The sequence below is a fragment of the Kineosporia sp. A_224 genome (assembly GCF_002198655.1).
In the GTDB taxonomy this organism is placed as follows: Bacteria; Actinomycetota; Actinomycetes; order Actinomycetales; family Kineosporiaceae; genus R-H-3.
In genome coordinates, this window is the sequence record NZ_MWLN01000199.1 from 155980 (window position 1) to 172051 (window position 16072).

Annotated in this window: 11 protein-coding genes; 6 read left to right on the forward strand and 5 right to left on the reverse strand. The window is 73.8% G+C overall.

Going from position 1 to position 16072, the window contains the following annotated elements; genetic code table 11:
* The first annotated feature begins 153 nt into the window (after positions 1 to 153).
* From EDJALFJO_RS23760 to EDJALFJO_RS23770, 3 genes are all read left to right on the forward strand, one after another.
* On the forward strand, positions 154 to 1203 hold the full coding sequence (locus tag EDJALFJO_RS23760; RefSeq protein WP_088288837.1) for a magnesium and cobalt transport protein CorA: 1050 nt from the start codon (positions 154 to 156) through the stop codon (positions 1201 to 1203).
* Positions 1204 to 1317: 114 nt separating this feature from the next.
* On the forward strand, positions 1318 to 2364 hold the full coding sequence (locus EDJALFJO_RS23765; protein WP_143448742.1) for a hypothetical protein: 1047 nt from the start codon (positions 1318 to 1320) through the stop codon (positions 2362 to 2364).
* A gap of 131 nt (positions 2365 to 2495) precedes the next feature.
* The gene (locus EDJALFJO_RS23770) at positions 2496 to 4670 is read left to right on the forward strand and encodes a glutamine synthetase III (protein ID WP_088288786.1); all 2175 of its coding nucleotides are present in this window, start codon (positions 2496 to 2498) and stop codon (positions 4668 to 4670) included.
* 7 nt (positions 4671 to 4677) lie between these two features.
* Here the strand turns inward: EDJALFJO_RS23770 and EDJALFJO_RS23775 are convergent, their stop codons facing one another.
* Positions 4678 to 5691 (reverse strand): bifunctional 2-polyprenyl-6-hydroxyphenol methylase/3-demethylubiquinol 3-O-methyltransferase UbiG, encoded by a 1014-nt coding sequence (locus tag EDJALFJO_RS23775; RefSeq protein ID WP_088288787.1) that lies wholly within the window; start codon positions 5689 to 5691, stop codon positions 4678 to 4680.
* A gap of 189 nt (positions 5692 to 5880) precedes the next feature.
* Positions 5881 to 7305, reverse strand: coding sequence for a type I glutamate--ammonia ligase (glnA, locus tag EDJALFJO_RS23780; RefSeq protein ID WP_088288788.1), 1425 nt, complete (start codon positions 7303 to 7305; stop codon positions 5881 to 5883).
* A gap of 233 nt (positions 7306 to 7538) precedes the next feature.
* Between glnA and EDJALFJO_RS23785 the strand changes: the two genes are divergently transcribed.
* The gene (locus EDJALFJO_RS23785) at positions 7539 to 8003 is read left to right on the forward strand and encodes an RDD family protein (RefSeq protein ID WP_088288789.1); all 465 of its coding nucleotides are present in this window, start codon (positions 7539 to 7541) and stop codon (positions 8001 to 8003) included.
* Positions 8004 to 8074: 71 nt separating this feature from the next.
* Here EDJALFJO_RS23785 and EDJALFJO_RS23790 read toward each other — a convergent pair whose 3' ends face one another.
* Both EDJALFJO_RS23790 and EDJALFJO_RS23795 read right to left on the reverse strand, forming a co-directional pair.
* Complete coding sequence (locus EDJALFJO_RS23790; RefSeq protein WP_088288790.1) at positions 8075 to 9514, reverse strand: ATP-binding protein; 1440 nt, start codon at positions 9512 to 9514, stop codon at positions 8075 to 8077.
* A gap of 4 nt (positions 9515 to 9518) precedes the next feature.
* On the reverse strand, positions 9519 to 11207 hold the full coding sequence (locus EDJALFJO_RS23795; protein WP_088288791.1) for an FAD-dependent oxidoreductase: 1689 nt from the start codon (positions 11205 to 11207) through the stop codon (positions 9519 to 9521).
* A 120-nt stretch (positions 11208 to 11327) separates the two neighbouring features.
* Here EDJALFJO_RS23795 and hrpB point away from each other — a divergent pair, with 120 nt between their 5' ends.
* Both hrpB and EDJALFJO_RS23805 read left to right on the forward strand, forming a co-directional pair.
* The gene (hrpB, locus tag EDJALFJO_RS23800; RefSeq protein ID WP_233149999.1) at positions 11328 to 13925 is read left to right on the forward strand and encodes an ATP-dependent helicase HrpB; all 2598 of its coding nucleotides are present in this window, start codon (positions 11328 to 11330) and stop codon (positions 13923 to 13925) included.
* A 111-nt stretch (positions 13926 to 14036) separates the two neighbouring features.
* Complete coding sequence (locus EDJALFJO_RS23805) at positions 14037 to 14693, forward strand: TetR/AcrR family transcriptional regulator (protein ID WP_158220545.1); 657 nt, start codon at positions 14037 to 14039, stop codon at positions 14691 to 14693.
* A gap of 38 nt (positions 14694 to 14731) precedes the next feature.
* On the opposite strand, the gene EDJALFJO_RS23810 is transcribed toward EDJALFJO_RS23805, so the two are convergent.
* Positions 14732 to 16051, reverse strand: a complete 1320-nt coding sequence (locus EDJALFJO_RS23810) for a glutamine synthetase family protein (RefSeq protein ID WP_088288794.1) — start codon at positions 16049 to 16051, stop codon at positions 14732 to 14734.
* Positions 16052 to 16072: the final 21 nt, after the last annotated feature.

Below are 16072 nucleotides of genomic sequence, written 5' to 3' on the forward strand. Positions count from 1 at the left end.
CGGGACGACGCGACGTGGCGGCGGGCGGCGCGCCTGGCCCGGGGTGCGCTCCCGCTGCGGGCGGTGCCGTGGGCCGCGACCGGGGCGCACGGCGCGGGCCCGGACGAGGACGGCGACGCGACGTCCGACGGCCAGGCCCGCCCGGGGCGGGGCATCGACGAGGTCATCGGCGACTGCGCGCTCTACGAGGACGGCCGGCGCCGTCCGGGCCGGATCGACCTCGCCGACGCGGGCCGGACGGCGCGGACGGTGCAGGGCGGCAAGGGGTTCGTCTGGATCGGCCTCCAGCAGCCGACCGCCGAGGAGATCTCCGTCGTCGCGGACGCGTTCGGGCTGCCGGCCCTCGCCGTCGAGGACGCCGTCAAGGCGCACCAGCGGCCCAAGCTCGAGGTCTACGGCGACGTCGTGTTCGTCGTCATCAAGCCCGTGCGGTACGTCGACCACGAGGAGGTCGTCGACGTCACCGAGATCGCCGTCTTCCTCGGGCGCAACTTCGTCGTGACCGTCCGGCACGGGCACAGCGACGTCCTGCGCCGGGTGCGCGCCGAGATCGACGCCGAGGGGTCCGACCTCGCCACGCACGGCCCGACGGGGGTGCTCTACCGGACGGCGGACCTCGTCGTCGACGGCTACGAGGAGGCGATCTCCTCGATCGACGTCGACGTCGACGAGATCGAGCTGCAGGTCTTCGGCGCCGAGCAGCACGACGTCGACGACGACGAGAACTCCGAGCGCATCTACAAGCTCAAGCGCGAGATCGCCGAGTTCCGGCGGGCGGTCGCGCCGCTCGCGCTGCCGCTCCAGCGGCTCGCGGACGGCGCCGTCGCCGGGGTCGACGCGGAGCTCCTCCAGTACTTCCGCGACGTCCACGACCACGTGCTGCGCGCCGCCGACGCGATCGAGGTGCACGACCGGCTGCTCTCCGACGTGCTCCAGGCCGAGCTGGCCCGGGTCGCGGCCCGGCAGAGCCGGATCGCGGTGCGGCAGAACGAGATCGCCGTCCGGCAGAACGAGGACATGCGCAAGATCTCGGCCTGGGCGGCGATCGCTCTCGTACCGACGGCGATCGCCGGCATCTACGGCATGAACTTCGACACCATGCCCGAGCTGCACTGGCGCTACGGGTACTTCGGGGTGCTCACCGTCATCGGGGTCGCCTGCGTGACGCTGTACCGGCTGTTCCGCCGCAACGGCTGGCTCTGACCGCCGCCGACGGGTCCTGGCCGTCCGCGCCGTGCGGATGACGGGCCGTCCGGCCGGATGACGTCCGGCCCGACGTCCCCCGCCGCGACGCCGCCGAGCACTAGCGTGGTCCGCGTGATCGACAGGGTCCTCGGGGAGCTCGAGTCGGCGCTGCGCGCCGACGGGGCCGCGGCCGGCCGGGCGATGCAGGCCGTGTGGCAGCAGGTCGGGTCGGCGGACGCCGCCGCGGCGACCCGTGCGCTGGAGCGCATCGGCTCCCTGTTCGACGGGCTGCCGCCCGGCCGCGGGAGCCGGCTCGCCGTGCTCGCGGGGGCGCTCGTGGAGCGTGGCGCCGACCCGGCACCCGCGGTGCCCGCCGTCGTCGACGGCTGGCTCGAGGCGGCGGAGGCGGCGACGGAGTTCGCCCGGCGCTGGCGGCTCGCCGTCCGGCTCGCACCGCCGGAGCCGGTGGACGACCCCGCGACGTTCGAGGCCGTCGTCGCCCGGCTCGCGGGCGGGGAGCCGGCCGACGACGGGCTGCGCCGGCTCGCCGCGGCCTGGTTCATGCTCGGGCAGTGGACGATGGCGCTCACGACGTTCCTCCAGCAGGCCGCCGTCCGGACCGGCCTGCCGCGCCGCGAGGAGGTCGAGGACGCCGTGGAGGCGCTCCAGGACGTCCGCTACGACCTCGACTGGCTCGTCGACCTGCTCCGGGTGCTCGACGACGAGCAGATGCTCGTCCTGCACCGGCCGAGCGGGCGCGGCTGGGCGCTCACCGTCGGCGGGATCGGCGACAACTTCCAGCTGCACACGCTGCTCGCGGCGACGCTGCTGAGCATGACCGACGACCGGCTGCTCCCCGGCATGCCGCCGTCCGCCGCGGAGGTCGCCGCCGCGACCGACGGCCCGCTGCGCCCCGACGGCGGGATGCAGGCGCGGTTCCACCTCGTGGACGGCGAGGGGCACTGGATCTGGAACGAGGGCGTCCCGGCGGACATCCCCGTCGTCGACGGCGCGCGCGTCGTCCTGCTCGACCCGCTCGGCGAGGCGCGCACGTGGGAGGCGGGCCGGCAGTTCGCGCAGATGGTGCCGACGGTCCGGCTGGTGCGGGTGCTCGACCGGGACGAGGCCGCGCTGCGCATCGTGTCGGTCCCGACGATCGCGACGCCGCAGCACCCGTGACGCTCAGCACACGTCTTCGGCGCCGCGAACCACAACGATGACCTCCCCGAAACATTCGGTGTAGCGGGGCTACCTAGCGTCGATCTTCGGCAGACCTCTGCCGCACGGACGACGACAGGGAGTGGCAGCACATGGGTGGGAACGACGCTCGGATCCAGGCGATCAAGGACGTCGAGGCCTACGTGCCTCCTGCGGTGAGCTTCATGGCCGAGGAGAAGCCGGGCGAGATCTTCGGCGAGAACGTGTTCAGCCGCGCCGTGATGCAGCAGCGGCTTCCGAAGTCGGTCTTCAAGTCCGTCCTCGCCACGATCGAGCACACCGCGCCGCTCGACCCGCTCGTCGCGGACGCCGTCGCCTCGGCGATGAAGGACTGGGCGCTCGAGAAGGGCGCCACCCACTACGCGCACGTCTTCTACCCGCTGACCGGCCTCACCGCGGAGAAGCACGACAGCTTCTTCGAGCCGATCGGGGACGGCGGCGCCATCGCCGAGTTCGCCGGCAAGACGCTCATCCAGGGCGAGCCGGACGCCTCGAGCTTCCCGAACGGCGGCCTGCGCAACACGTTCGAGGCCCGCGGGTACACCGGCTGGGACGTCACCAGCCCGGCGTACGTGCTCGAGAACCCGAACGGCAACACCCTGTGCATCCCGACGGTCTTCGTCTCCATGACCGGCGAGGCGCTCGACCACAAGACGCCGCTGCTGCGCTCCCAGCAGGCGATGGCGGACCACGCCGAGCGGATCCTGCGCCTGTTCGGGCACACTCCCGCGCGCGTCGTGTCGTACTGCGGCCCGGAGCAGGAGTACTTCCTCGTCGACCGGCACTTCGTGCTGGCCCGTCCCGACCTGCTCAACGCCGGCCGCACCCTCTTCGGTTCCAAGCCGCCCAAGGGCCAGGAGTTCGACGACCACTACTTCGGGGCCATCCCCGAGCGGGTGCTCGGCTTCATGCTCGACACCGAGCGCGCCCTGTTCAAGCTCGGTATCCCGGCGAAGACGCGGCACAACGAGGTCGCGCCGGGCCAGTTCGAGATCGCGCCGATGTTCGAGCGCGCGAACGTGGCGTCCGACCACCAGCAGCTGCTCATGACGACCTTCAAGTCGATCGCGCGCAAGCACGGCATGGAGTGCCTCTTCCACGAGAAGCCCTTCGCCGGCGTCAACGGCTCCGGCAAGCACGTGAACTTCTCGATCGGCAACGCGACCGAGGGCAACCTGCTCCTGCCCGGCGACAACCCGCACGACAACGCGCAGTTCCTCGTGTTCTGCGCCGCCGTCATCCGGGCCGTCCACAAGTACGCCGGCCTGCTCCGCGCGTCCGTCGCGTCGGCGAGCAACGACCACCGGCTCGGCGCGAACGAGGCCCCGCCCGCGATCATCTCGATCTTCCTCGGCGACCAGCTCGCCGGCGTCTTCGAGCAGATCGCCCTTGGGGCCGCGACGTCGTCGAAGAGCAAGGGCCGCCTGACGATCGGCGTCGACACGCTGCCCGTCCTGCCGACCGACCCGGGCGACCGCAACCGGACGAGCCCCTTCGCCTTCACCGGCAACAGGTTCGAGTTCCGTGCACCCGGTTCGATGCAGACCGTCGCCGGCCCGATGGTCACCCTGAACACGATCATGGCCGAGGCGCTCGACCACATCGCGACGGAGCTCGAGGCAGCGGTCGCCGCCGGGACCGACTTCAACGCCGCGGTACAGACCGTCCTCACCGAGATCATCAACACCCACGGCGCGGTCGTCTTCAACGGCGACGGCTACTCGGAGAAGTGGCAGGTCGAGGCTGCCGAGCGCGGGCTGCCGAACCTGCGGACGACGCTCGACGCGCTCCCCGAGCTCGTCTCCCCGGAGGCGATGGAGCTCTTCGAGAAGTACAAGGTCTTCAACCACCGTGAGATGCACAGCCGCTACGAGATCGGTCTGGAGCACTACACGCTCACGATCGGCGTCGAGGCGCGCCTCACGCACGAGATCGGCGCGACCGTCGTGCTGCCGGCCGCCGTCCGCTACCAGACCGAGCTGGCCGTCAACGTCGGCGCGCTCAAGGCGGCCGGGGTGGACGCCGACCTCGCCTCGCTGGAGACGGTGACCGGCCCGCTCGGGGACCTGCGGGCGGCGCTCACGACCCTCGGCGCGGCACTGGCCGCCGACGCGGGGGAGGAGCCGCTCGAGGAGGCCACGTACGCCCGGGACGTCCTGCTGCCGGCGATGGCCGCCGTCCGGACCGCCGCCGACGCGCTCGAGGGCGTCGTCGCCGACGACCTCTGGCCGCTGCCGACGTACCAGGAGATGCTCTACATCCTCTGACCCGCGCTCACGCGGACGGCGACGGGCCTGCGACCGGCAGGCTCGTCGCCGTCTTCGGCGTGAGGTCGACGTTCGGGTCCTCGGACGGCGCGTACATGTGCTGCCCGAAGTAGACGGCGACGCGGTCCATGACGTCCGCCGACGGGCTGAACAGCACGTACCGCTTGCGCGGGCCGCCGGTGCTCGTGGCCATCTGCGGCACCCGGAAGTCGAACCGCACACCGCTCGCGCGGGCGATCCGGGCGATGGTCCGGGGTGCGTAGTAGGAGACGTGACCGCGGCGGTAGAGGTACTCCTGACGCTCCAGGTTGCCGCCGTCGTAGATGTTCGTCGAGCAGACGAGCAGCCCCTGGGGCGTGAGCAGGTCGAACAGCCGGCGGAACTCGGTCGTCGGGTCCGTGAAGTGCTCGACGACCTCGCAGGCGACGACGAGGTCGAACCGCTCGGTCGTGCCGTCCCGGACGTTGAGGAAGTCCTCGTCGAGCCCGAGGTCGACCACGTCGCTGATGATCGCCCGCTCCACGCCGGGCAGGGCGCGCACGTGCAGGTAGTCCTGGCTGCGACCGGCGCCGAACACGTTGACCCGCAAGCCCGTGCGGCCGAGCACCTGGACGCCCATCCGGGCCATCTGGAACTCCCGGCCCGGCCGGTCCGCGGTGCCGACCCGCGCCGTCAGCTCGAACCGGTTGACCGAGGTGAACTTCGTGTAGTCCACCGTGTTCGTGCCGTTCGAGACGTAGCCGCACTGCGAGCAGATCCGCAGCTCGTAGGCCCGCTTGGGGCGCTGGACGGTCTGCGACCGGGTCTTCGTCGACCCGCAGACCAGGCAGCCCTCGGGCAGCGGCGATCCGCTCGCGTCGGGTCGGCGGCTCGCCTCGAGCCGGCGGTTCGCCTCGAGGAGGAGGCGGCGGCGGCGCGCGGCCTGGAACCTGCGCAGCTGCCGGCGCGGGTGCCGCAGACCGCGTGCCACGGCGTCGAGCCGGGCACCGGCCCGCTGCGCGGGGCCTGCAGGATCCGTCATCGTTCGCACCACCTTCCGCCGCTCCCGGGTGGTCCCAATCGGCGGCGCTGACCAGGGACCCTACTGCGCCGCGCGCCCCGCGTCATGATCCGGCGCGTCGCGACGGCTGCGCCGGCACCGGCCGACAGCACGCGAAGGGCCTCCGACCCGGGATCTTCCCTGGTCAGAGGCCCTTCGGACGACGCGATCTCAGATGTCGTAGTACAGCTCGAACTCGTGGGGGTGCGGCCGCAGGGAGATCGGGAGGATCTCCTGCTGACGCTTGAAGTCGATCCACGTGTCGATGAGGTCCTCGGTGAACACGCCACCCTCGGAGAGGTAGCTGTGGTCGGCCTCGAGAGCGTCGAGGACGGCGCCGAGCGAGCCGGGGACCTGCGGGATCGAGGCGTGCTCCTCCGGCGGCAGTTCGTAGAGGTCCTTGTCGACCGGTGCGAGCGGCTCGATCCGGTTCTTGATGCCGTCGATGCCGGCCATGAGCTGGGCGGCGAACGCGAGGTACGGGTTGCTCGACGGGTCGGGCACCCGGAACTCGATGCGCTTGGCCTTCGGGTTCGAGCCGGTGACCGGAATCCGCACGCAGGCGGAGCGGTTGCGGGCCGAGTAGACCAGGTTGACCGGCGCCTCGTAGCCCGGCACCAGGCGGCGGTAGCTGTTCACCGTCGGGTTGGTGAAGGCGAGCAGCGACGGGGCGTGGTGCAGGAGGCCGCCGATGTACCAGCGCGCGATGTCGGACAGGCCGCCGTAGCCGCGCTCGTCGTAGAAGAGCGGCTCGCCGTCCTTCCAGAGCGACTGGTGGCAGTGCATGCCCGAGCCGTTGTCACCGAAGAGCGGCTTCGGCATGAAGGTCGCCGTCTTGCCGGCCTCCCACGCCACGTTCTTGATGACGTACTTGAAGAGCATGACCTTGTCGGCCGACTTGAGCAGCGTGTCGAAGCGGTAGTTGATCTCCGCCTGGCCCGCGGTGCCGACCTCGTGGTGGGCGCGCTCGACCTGCAGGCCGAGAGAGTCCAGGGTCTTCGACATCTGGTCGCGCAGGTCCGCGTAGTGGTCGACCGGCGGGACGGGGAAGTAGCCGCCCTTGTACCGGGTCTTGTAGCCGCGGTTGCCGCCCTCCTCGACGCGCCCGGTGTTCCAGGCGCCCTCGATGGAGTCGATGTGGTAGTACCCGGCGTTCTGCTTCGTCTCGAAGCGGACGTCGTCGAAGACGTAGAACTCCGCCTCCGGGGCGAAGAACGCGGTGTCCGCGATGCCCGTCGACTTGAGGTACGCCTCGGCCTTGCGGGCCACCTGGCGCGGGTCGCGGCTGTAGGCCTCGTCCGTGTACGGGTCGACGATGCTCATGTTGATGTTGAGCGTCTTCTCCGTGCGGAACGGGTCGATGTAGGCGGTGCCGACGTCCGGGATGAGCTTCATGTCCGACTCGTTGATCGCCTGGAAGCCACGGATCGACGAACCGTCGAACATCTGGCCCTCGGCGAAGAACGTTGCGTCGACCGACGCGGCCGGCACGTTGAAGTGCTGCATGACCCCGGGGAGGTCGCAGAACCGCACGTCCACGAACTTGACGTCCTCGTCCTTGATGAACTTGAGGACCTCGTCGCCATTGCTGAACATCCAACCTCCAGGGCTGGGGAGCGGAGCGGGCATCGGGCAGGGTTCACCGCGGGCCCGCGTCATCGGGGAGTCCCGTGGAATCGCCCTGGACACTATGGACCAGGGATTTCCCGCCAGTGTCCCGTCTGTTTCCGTGAGGTAACGGGAGCCGACCGCAGGTGTCGGCGGTGTGACGCTACCCCGCGCCCGGGGGCCCGGGTGCCCCGGCGCGCCGCCCCGGCTAGCCTCGGGGCATGGCCGGACGACGCGACATGGGTTCGTGGCTCGACGGGCCGGGCGGGTCGCGGACGCCGGTGGACGACGGCGCCGACCACGCCGGGGCCCGGTTCGGCCGGCCCGCGCAGGGCGCCGGGTCGGTCGCCTCCTTCGGGCGGCGGGTCGTCGGCCTGCTCGTCGACTGGCTGCTCTGCGTGCTCATCGCGCAGGGGCTGCTGTCGTCCGTCGGTCGCCCCGACCTCATGGCGCTCGTCGTCCTCGTGACCGAGCACGTGCTGCTCGTCGGGACGCTGGGCATGACGGTCGGGCACCGGGTCGCCGGGATCAGGGTCGAGACCCTCGACGGCCGCCCGCCGGGACCGGCCCGGGCGCTCGTCCGGGCGCTGCTGCTCGTCCTCGTCGTCCCGCCGCTGTTCACCGACCGCGACAACCGCGGCCTGCACGACCGCGCCGCCGGCACCCTCGTCGTCCGCGCCGCCTGACCCACCCTCCCACCCCGGAGTTACTAGCGCGTATGACCCGTTTTCTGGGTCATACGCGCTAGTAGCTCGGGTCAGGTGTCGTGGAGGGGGAGGCGGACCTGGAAGCGGGTGTCTCCCGGCACCGACTCGACGCGCAGGTCGCCGCGGTGCCGCTGGACGACGATCCGGTAGGAGATGTCGAGCCCGAGCCCGGTCCCCTCGCCGACCGGCTTCGTCGTGAAGAACGGTTCGAAGATCCTGGACCGCAGCTCCGCCGGGACGCCCGGCCCGGTGTCGCCGATCTCGACGAGCACGTGCTCGCCGTCGCGTGCCGTGCGCACGGTGAGCGCGCCCTGGCCGCCCATCGCCTGGACGGCGTTCTCGACGAGGTTCGTCCAGACCTGGTTGAGCTCGCCGGGGTAGGCGGGGATCCGGGGCAGCGTCCGGTCGAGGTCCTTGACGACGGTGACCCCGGGCCGCAGCTTGGCGCCCAGCATGACGAGCGTCGACTTGAGCCCTTCGTGGACGTCGATGTCCTGGCGCGGCGCCCGGTCCATCTGGGAGTACTGCTTCGCCGCTCCGACGAGCGCCGAGATCCGGCCCGTCGTGTCGTCGATCTCGTTGAGGAGCATCTCCGTCTCGAGGGTGTACGTCACCCAGCGCAGCCCGCCACCGAGATGGGTCCGGGGCACCGCGGCCGCGACCCGGTCGAGCCAGCCGGTGTCGAGCCCGGCGGCGACGAGCGTCGCCGCGAGCTCCCACCCGTTGGCGACCTCGTGCTCGTCGAGCCAGTCGGTCAGCTCGTCCTCGGCGTCGCTCGTCTCGAGCGGCGACAGCTCGGGCGCCGACGCCAGCCGGGCCACGGCCTCCTCCTGGACGTCGGTGAGCCGGATGAGCGTGTCCGCGTCGAGCTTGCCGTCGGCGAGGCTCGCGAGCTTGTGCCGCATCGCGGCGAACCGTTCCCGCAGCGTCGCGGTCGCCCGGACGGCGGCCGCGGCCGGGTTGTTCAGCTCGTGCGTGAGCCCCGCGGTGAGCCGGCCGAGAGAGAGCAGCCGCTCCCGCTGGGCGACGATCTCGTTGCTCGAGCGCATCCCGACGAACAGGCCCTCGAGCAGGTGCATCGCCATCGGGAACCAGGTGCGGATCTCGACGGCGAACTCGTCGGCGTCCAGCGCGAGCAGCGCCGCGTCGGTGACTGCCTCCATGGAGGCGCTGTACGGCAACGGTTCCGGCGTCCGGACGTACGCCTGGGTCGCCCCCGCGTAGGCGCCGCGCTGGCTCGTCCGGATGATCTCGAGCTCGTGGTCCTCGACCCGGCGCCGCATGACGACGGTGCCCTCGAGCAGCACGAAGAAGCACGTCGCGGGGTCGCCCTGGGTGTAGACGGCCTCCCCCGCCGTCCGGCGCTCGACCCGGCCGTGCGCCGCGAGCCAGCCGAGCTTGTCGTCGTCCAGCGACTCGAAGAGGAACAGCGTGCGCAGCACGTCGGGGCCGACCCGCTCCGGGCCGGCCGTCGTCCCGTCGACCGTCACGCGGTCACCGCCCTTCCAGGTACCGGTGCACGAGGGTCACCGCGAGGGCCCCCTCGCCGACCGCGGACGCCACCCGCTTCACCGACTGCGACCGGACGTCGCCGGCGACGAACACCCCGGGCACGCTCGACTCGAGCAGGTACGGGTCGCGGTCCGGCGACCAGCCCGGCGGCGGTGCGCCGTCCCGGACGAGGTCGGGGCCGGTGAGGACGAAGCCCGCGTCGTCGCGGTGCACGGCATCCGGCAGCCACGCCGTCATCGGCGACGCGCCGATGAACACGAAGACGTGCCCGGTCCGCACCGTCGTCGAGGTGCCCGTCGCGTCGTCGGCGAGCGTGACCTGCTCGAGGTGGTCCTCGCCGTCCAGCGCGGCGACCCGGGTGCACAGCCGGACCTCGATGTTCGGCACGGCCCGCACCTGCTCGATGAGGTAGTGCGACATCGACCGTTCCAGGTCACGCCCGCGGACGACGAGGGTCACCCGCGCGGCGTGCCGGGCGAGGAAGACCGCGGCCTGCCCGGCCGAGTTCGCCCCGCCCACGACGACGACGTGCTCGCCCGCGCACGTCGCGGCCTCGGTCGCCGTCGAGCCGTAGTAGACCCCGCTGCCGACGAAGCGGTCGGCGCCGTCCGCGTCGAGCTGCCGGTACGCGACGCCGGTCGCGAGGATCACCGTGTGCGCGGCGATGCGCGTGCCGTCGTCGAACCGGACGACGCGGCGCGGCCCGGTCGCGTCGATGCCGACGGCCGTGCGCGCCGTGAGCACCTCGGCACCGAACTTCACCGCCTGCCGGCGGGCCCGGTCGGTGAGCTGCCCGCCCGAGACCCCGTCGGGGAAGCCGAGGTAGTTCTCGATCCGCGAGCTCTGCCCGGCCTGCCCGCCGGCGGCCTGGCGCTCGACGAGCACCGTGCGCAGCCCCTCGGACGCGCCGTACACCGCGGCGCCGAGGCCGGCCGGGCCGGCCCCGACGATGAGGACGTCGTAGAAGTCCTCGGTCGGCACGGTCGACAGGCCGACGCTCGTCGCGAGGTCGGCGAGCGTCGGGGCCCGCAGCACCGTGCCGTCGGCGGTCACGACGACCGGCACGTCGTGCGGCGTCGAGTCGCTCGCGGCGAGCAACCGCGCGCCGTCCGGCTCGTCGGCGGCGTACCAGCGGTACGGGACGGCGTTGCGCGCCAGGAAGTCCCGGACCTCGAAGCTCGGCCGGGAGAACCGGTGCCCGACGACCTTCGTCACCGTCACGGCGGCCTCACCGCTCGCCGCCCACAGCTCCAGGAGCGTGTCGATGACGGGGTAGAGCTTCTCCTCCGGGGGCGACCACGGCTTGAGCAGGTAGTGGTCGACGTCCACGTCGTTGATCGCGCGGATCGCGGCGTCGGTGTCGGCGTAGGCGGTGAGCAGCGCGCGGCGGGCCCGCGGGAACAGGTCCATCGCGGCCTCGAGGAACTCGATGCCGTTCATCTGCGGCATCCGGTAGTCGGCGAGCAGGACGGCGACCGGCTCGCCGCGCAGCCTGAGCTCCTTGAGCGCGTCGAGGGCCTCTGCCCCGGACGACGCGCGGACGACCCGGTGCCGGTCGCCGTACCGGCGGCGCAGGTCCCGTGCGACGGCACGGGAGACGGACGGGTCGTCGTCGACGGTGAGGATGACGGGACGGCGCTCCTGCTCGGGCGCGGGGTCGGGCTCGGTCACGACAGGGCCAACGCTGCGGACGGCTCGGGCATGCCGGTCACGCTAACGAGCGGTCCCGGGTGCCGCACCCGCGCGCAGGGCCCGGCGGGAGCGTCCGGGGCACAGGGCAGACTGGCGGGCGTGAGACCCGGGACGGACCTGCCGCTGCGCGCCGTCCTTCCGGCGGTCCTCGCCGCGCTCGACGCCGCGGGGACCGCCGTGCTCGTCGCGCCGCCCGGCACCGGCAAGACGACGCTCGTGCCGCTCGCGCTCGCCGGTCTGCTCGACGAGCCGGACGACGGACCGTCCGCGGGCACCCCGCCGGTCCGGGTGCTCGTCGCCGAGCCGCGCCGGCTCGCCGCGCGCGCCGCGGCCCGGCGGATGTCGGACCTCGTCGGCGACCAGGTCGGCGGCCTCGTCGGGTTCACCGTGCGCGGGGAGTCCCGGACGTCGGCGCGCACCCGGGTCGAGGTCGTCACGACCGGGCTGCTCGTGCAGCGGCTGCTCGCGGACCCGGAGCTGGCCGGGGTCGGCGTCGTCATGCTCGACGAGGTGCACGAACGGCACCTCGACACCGACCTGGCGCTCGCGTTCTGCGTCGACGTCCGGGCGGCGCTGCGGCCGGACCTGCGGCTGCTCGCCACGTCGGCGACCGCGGACGCCGAACGGGTCGCGGCGGCGCTCGGCCGCGACGCGGCCGTGGACGGCGGCCCGGGCGACGGTCTGCCGGGCGGGGCGGCCCCCGTCGTCGAGGCGGACGGCGTCCTGTTCCCCGTCGAGCCGGTCTGGTGCCCGCCGCCCGCCGGGATCGCGCCGCCGCACGGGCTGCGCGTCGACCCGCGGCTGCTCGACCACGTCGCGACCGTCGTCCGGCGGGCTCTCACCGAGCGCGCCGGGGACGTGCTCGTCTTCCTTCCCGGCGCCGGCGAGATCGGCGGCCTGACCGGTCGGCTCGCGGGCGCGACCGACCCGGGAGGCGCCCCGCTCGACGTCGTCCCGCTGCACGGCCGGCTGCGCGGGGACGTCCAGGACGCGGCGCTGCGCCCGACCCCCGGACGGCGCCGCGTCGTGCTCGCGACGGCGGTGGCGGAGAGCAGCGTCACCGTGCCGGGGGTCCGGGTGGTCGTCGATGCCGGGCTGGCCCGGGTGCCGCGGACCGACCTCGGGCGCGGGCTCGACGCCCTCGTCACCGTGCGGGTCTCCCGCGCCGGCGCGACCCAGCGGGCCGGCCGGGCCGGCCGGGAGGCACCCGGCGCGGTCTACCGCTGCTGGCCGGAGGGCGAGCACGAGCGGCTCGCCGCCCAGCCCGAGCCGGAGGTGGGGACGGCCGACCTCACGGCGTTCGCGCTGCGGCTCGCGTGCTGGGGCGCACCGCGTGGTCGCGGCCTCGCGCTCGTCGACGCTCCCCCGGTCGCCGCGCTCGATGTCGCCGAGGCGACCCTGCACGGCCTCGGCGCCCTGGACGGCGACGGCCGGGCCACACCGCGCGGCCGGGCCCTCGCCCGGGTCGGGGCGCATCCGCGGCTGGCCCGCGCTCTGCTCGACGGGGCACCGCTCGTCGGTGCGCGGCGGGCCGCGGAGGTCGTCGCGCTGCTGTCCGACGACGCGGGGACCGGCCCGGGCGGGGCCGGTGGCGACGACCTCGTCGCCCGCTGGCGGGCGCTGCGGACCGGGCGGGACCCGGGCTCCCAGCGCTGGCAGGACGAGACGCGGCGGTTGCTCCGGGCGGTCGAGGGCCCGGCGGCACGAGGCGGTGCGCCGTCCGGGCCGGCGGACGGGCCGTCGCTCGACGAGGCGGCCGGGGTCGTCGTCGGCCTCGCCTTCCCCGAGCGGCTCGCGCGCCGGCGCCGGGCCGGCGACCGCAGCTACCTCATGGCGTCGGGCACCGCCGCCGAGCTCGGCGACGGCACCCGGCTCGCCGACGCCACGTGGCTCGCGATCGCCGTGGCGGACCGCCCGCCGGGGCGCCGCGACGCCCGGGTGCGGGCCGCCGTCCCGGTCGACGAGGCGACGGCGCGCGAGGTCGGCGCGCACCTGCTCGAGGAGGTCGACGAGGTGGTCTGGGCGGGCGGCGACGTCCGGTCGCGGCGGCTCGAGCGGCTCGGTGCCGTCGTCCTCGCGGAGCGCCCGCTGCGCTCCCCGGACCCGGCCCTCGTCGCCGCCGCCGTCGCCGCGGGGCTGCGCGCCGAGGGCCTCGACCTGCTGCGCTGGAGCGAGAACGCCCTCGCGCTGCGGCGCCGGCTCGCCGCCTGCCGGTCCGGCCTCGGCGACCCGTGGCCGGCCGTCGACGACGAGAGCCTGCTCGCGCACCTCGACCTCGCCGGGGCGCGCTCGCGCCGTGACCTGCTCAGGGTCGACGTCACGACGGCGCTGCGCACCCTCGCCGGCTGGCGGCTCGTGGCGACCCTCGACGACGTCGCCCCCGAGCGCGTCGAGGTGCCCTCGGGGTCGAAGGTCGCCGTCGACTACACCGACCCGGACGCCCCGGCGCTCCCGGTCAAGGTGCAGGAGGTCTTCGGCTGGACGGCGTCCCCGCGGGTCGCCGGCCGCCCGCTCGTGCTGCGGCTGCTCTCCCCCGCCGGCCGCCCGGTCGCCGTGACGAGCGACCTGGAGTCGTTCTGGCGCAACGGGTACCCCGGCGTCCGCGCCGACCTGCGCGGCCGCTACCCACGGCACCCCTGGCCCGAGGACCCGCTCGCCGCGGCACCGACCAGGCGGGTCAACCCGCGCCGAGGCTGAGGTCGGCGCCACTACAGTCGACAGCGCCTCAGAGGTAGATCGCTCTCGATATGTACGGCGATCTACCTCAGAGGGCATATGGACGGCCGCCGCGTCGGGAGGAGTGCAGCAGTGAGCGACCGCACCCGGCGCGCTCCGCTGAGCGCCGACGAGATCGTCGCGGTCGCCTGGGAGATGTCCGGCGGCGATGCGGACGCCGTGAGCCTGCGCGACCTCGGCGCCCGGCTCGGGGTCCACCCGACGGCGGTGTACCGGCACTTCCCGGACAAGCACGAGCTCATGTGCGCCGTGGCCGACCGAACGCTCGCCGGCGTCTGCGACGTCGCGGACGGCGTCGACGACCCGGTCGAGGCCCTCGTCGCCGTCCTCTCGGCGCTCCGCGGCCGGCTGCTCTCCCGGCCCGCCGCTGCGCGGGTGCTCGCGCAGGGCCCGACCCGGCGGGTCAACGAGGTCACGCTCACCGAGCGGCTGCTCGGGCTGCTCCGGGCGCTCGGCCTGCCCGACGCCGACGTCGCCCGCGGCTACCACGCCGTCGTCGAGCTCACCGTCGGCTCCGCCGTCATCGACCAGCCGGTCGACGCGCTCGGCGCCCCCGGCCGGGCCGCGACGTACGACCGGTGGCGGGCCGACTACCTCGCCCTGGACGCCGACCGGTACCCGGCGCTCGTCGCGCTGGCCCCGGTGCTCTACCGCGGTGCGGGCGAGGACTTCGAGTTCGCCCTGAGGCTGCTCCTCGAGGCCCTCGCCCGTCGCGGCGGGCGCGGCTGACGCACGCCCGTGCGTCGGTGCCGGCGTCGGCGCTGGCGTCAGTGGTACGGCAGGTAGAACGCCTTCTCGAAGTCCGACAGCGTCTCGCCGTCGAGGGTCGACCCGGATGCCTCGAACTTCTCGAGCTCGGCCCGCTTGACCCCGACGAGGTTCGCGACGAGCTCGGCGCCGACCGCCTCGACGAGCGCGGTGTCGGCCTCGAGCGCGTCGAGCGCCTCGCCGAGGCTCGTCGGCGCCGTGACGTCGGTGCCGCCGTCCTCGAAGCCGTCGCCGGTGTAGGCGGGCGGCGGCTCGGCCTTCGCCGTCGCACCGAGCCACGCCGCGCGCAGCACCGCGGCGACGCCGAGGTGCACGTTCATCGAGCCGTCGCCGACCCGGCTCTCGACGCGCATCGCGGTGCCGGCCTCGGCCGGGATCCGGTTGCTCACGTTGCGGTGGTCGACGCCCCAGTTCGCCCAGTAGCCCGCGAGCGTGCCCGGCTGCAGGCGGCGGTAGGCGTTGACCGTCGGGGCGCAGAGCGCGATGAGCGCGCGGTGGTGCTCGCAGAGCCCGGCGACGCTCTGCCGGCCGACCTCGGCGAGGCCGTGCTCGGCGTGCGGGTCGTAGAAGGCGTTGCGCCCGTCGGCGTCCGCCATCGAGAAGTTCACGTGGAGGCCGGAGCCGGCGACCGTCGGGAACGGCTTGCCGAGGAAGGTGAAGTCGAGCCCGAGCGCGAGGCCCCGCTCCCGGACCAGCAGCCGGAACAGGAAGGCGTCGTCCGCGACCGCGAGCGCGTCGCCGTACTCGAGGGTGAACTCGAACTGCGACTCGTCGAACTCGACGCTCGCGGACTCCACCGCGAACCCGCAGCGGTCGGCGGTCTCGAGGACGTCCTCGAGGAAGCCGCTCGGGTCGCCGAGCCGGCCGGTGCCGTAGACCATCGAGCGCGGGTTGGCGAAGCGCGTCCAGCCGCCCTCGCCGTCGGGTGCGAGGAGGTAGCCCTCGAGCTCGATGCCGACCTTCGCGCGGTGGCCGAGGTCGGCCCAGCCGGCGACGGCGTTCTTCAGCGCCGTCCTGGCCGAGACCGGGTACGGGGCGCCGTCGATCTCCAGGTCGGCGACGGCGACCGCCGTCCGGTCGTCGTCCCACGACGGGTGCAGCGAGTCGGGGTCGACGGTGCCGTGGACGTCGCGCAGCCCGTCGAGCATGTGCGCGCCGGGCGCGGGGATGATGTCGCGGTCGTACGTGAGGCCGAAGGTCGTCACGCAGAACCCGCTGCCGGCCTCGGCACGGCGGGTCGGCAGGTACTTGCCACGGGCGAGGCCCAGGTGGTCGGGCCACAGCATCCGCACACGGCGGTAGCTGCTCACGGGGGTCATGCGGGGCTCCCTGGTGGGCGG

Coding starts and splice junctions, on each gene's coding strand:
- EDJALFJO_RS23770 (WP_088288786.1), top strand. CDS start 2,496: ATGGGTGGGAACGACGCTCGGATCCAGGCGATCAAGGACGTCGAGGCC.
- EDJALFJO_RS23775 (WP_088288787.1), bottom strand. CDS start 5,691: ATGACGGATCCTGCAGGCCCCGCGCAGCGGGCCGGTGCCCGGCTCGAC.
- glnA (WP_088288788.1), bottom strand. CDS start 7,305: ATGTTCAGCAATGGCGACGAGGTCCTCAAGTTCATCAAGGACGAGGAC.
- EDJALFJO_RS23785 (WP_088288789.1), top strand. CDS start 7,539: ATGGCCGGACGACGCGACATGGGTTCGTGGCTCGACGGGCCGGGCGGG.
- EDJALFJO_RS23810 (WP_088288794.1), bottom strand. CDS start 16,051: ATGACCCCCGTGAGCAGCTACCGCCGTGTGCGGATGCTGTGGCCCGAC.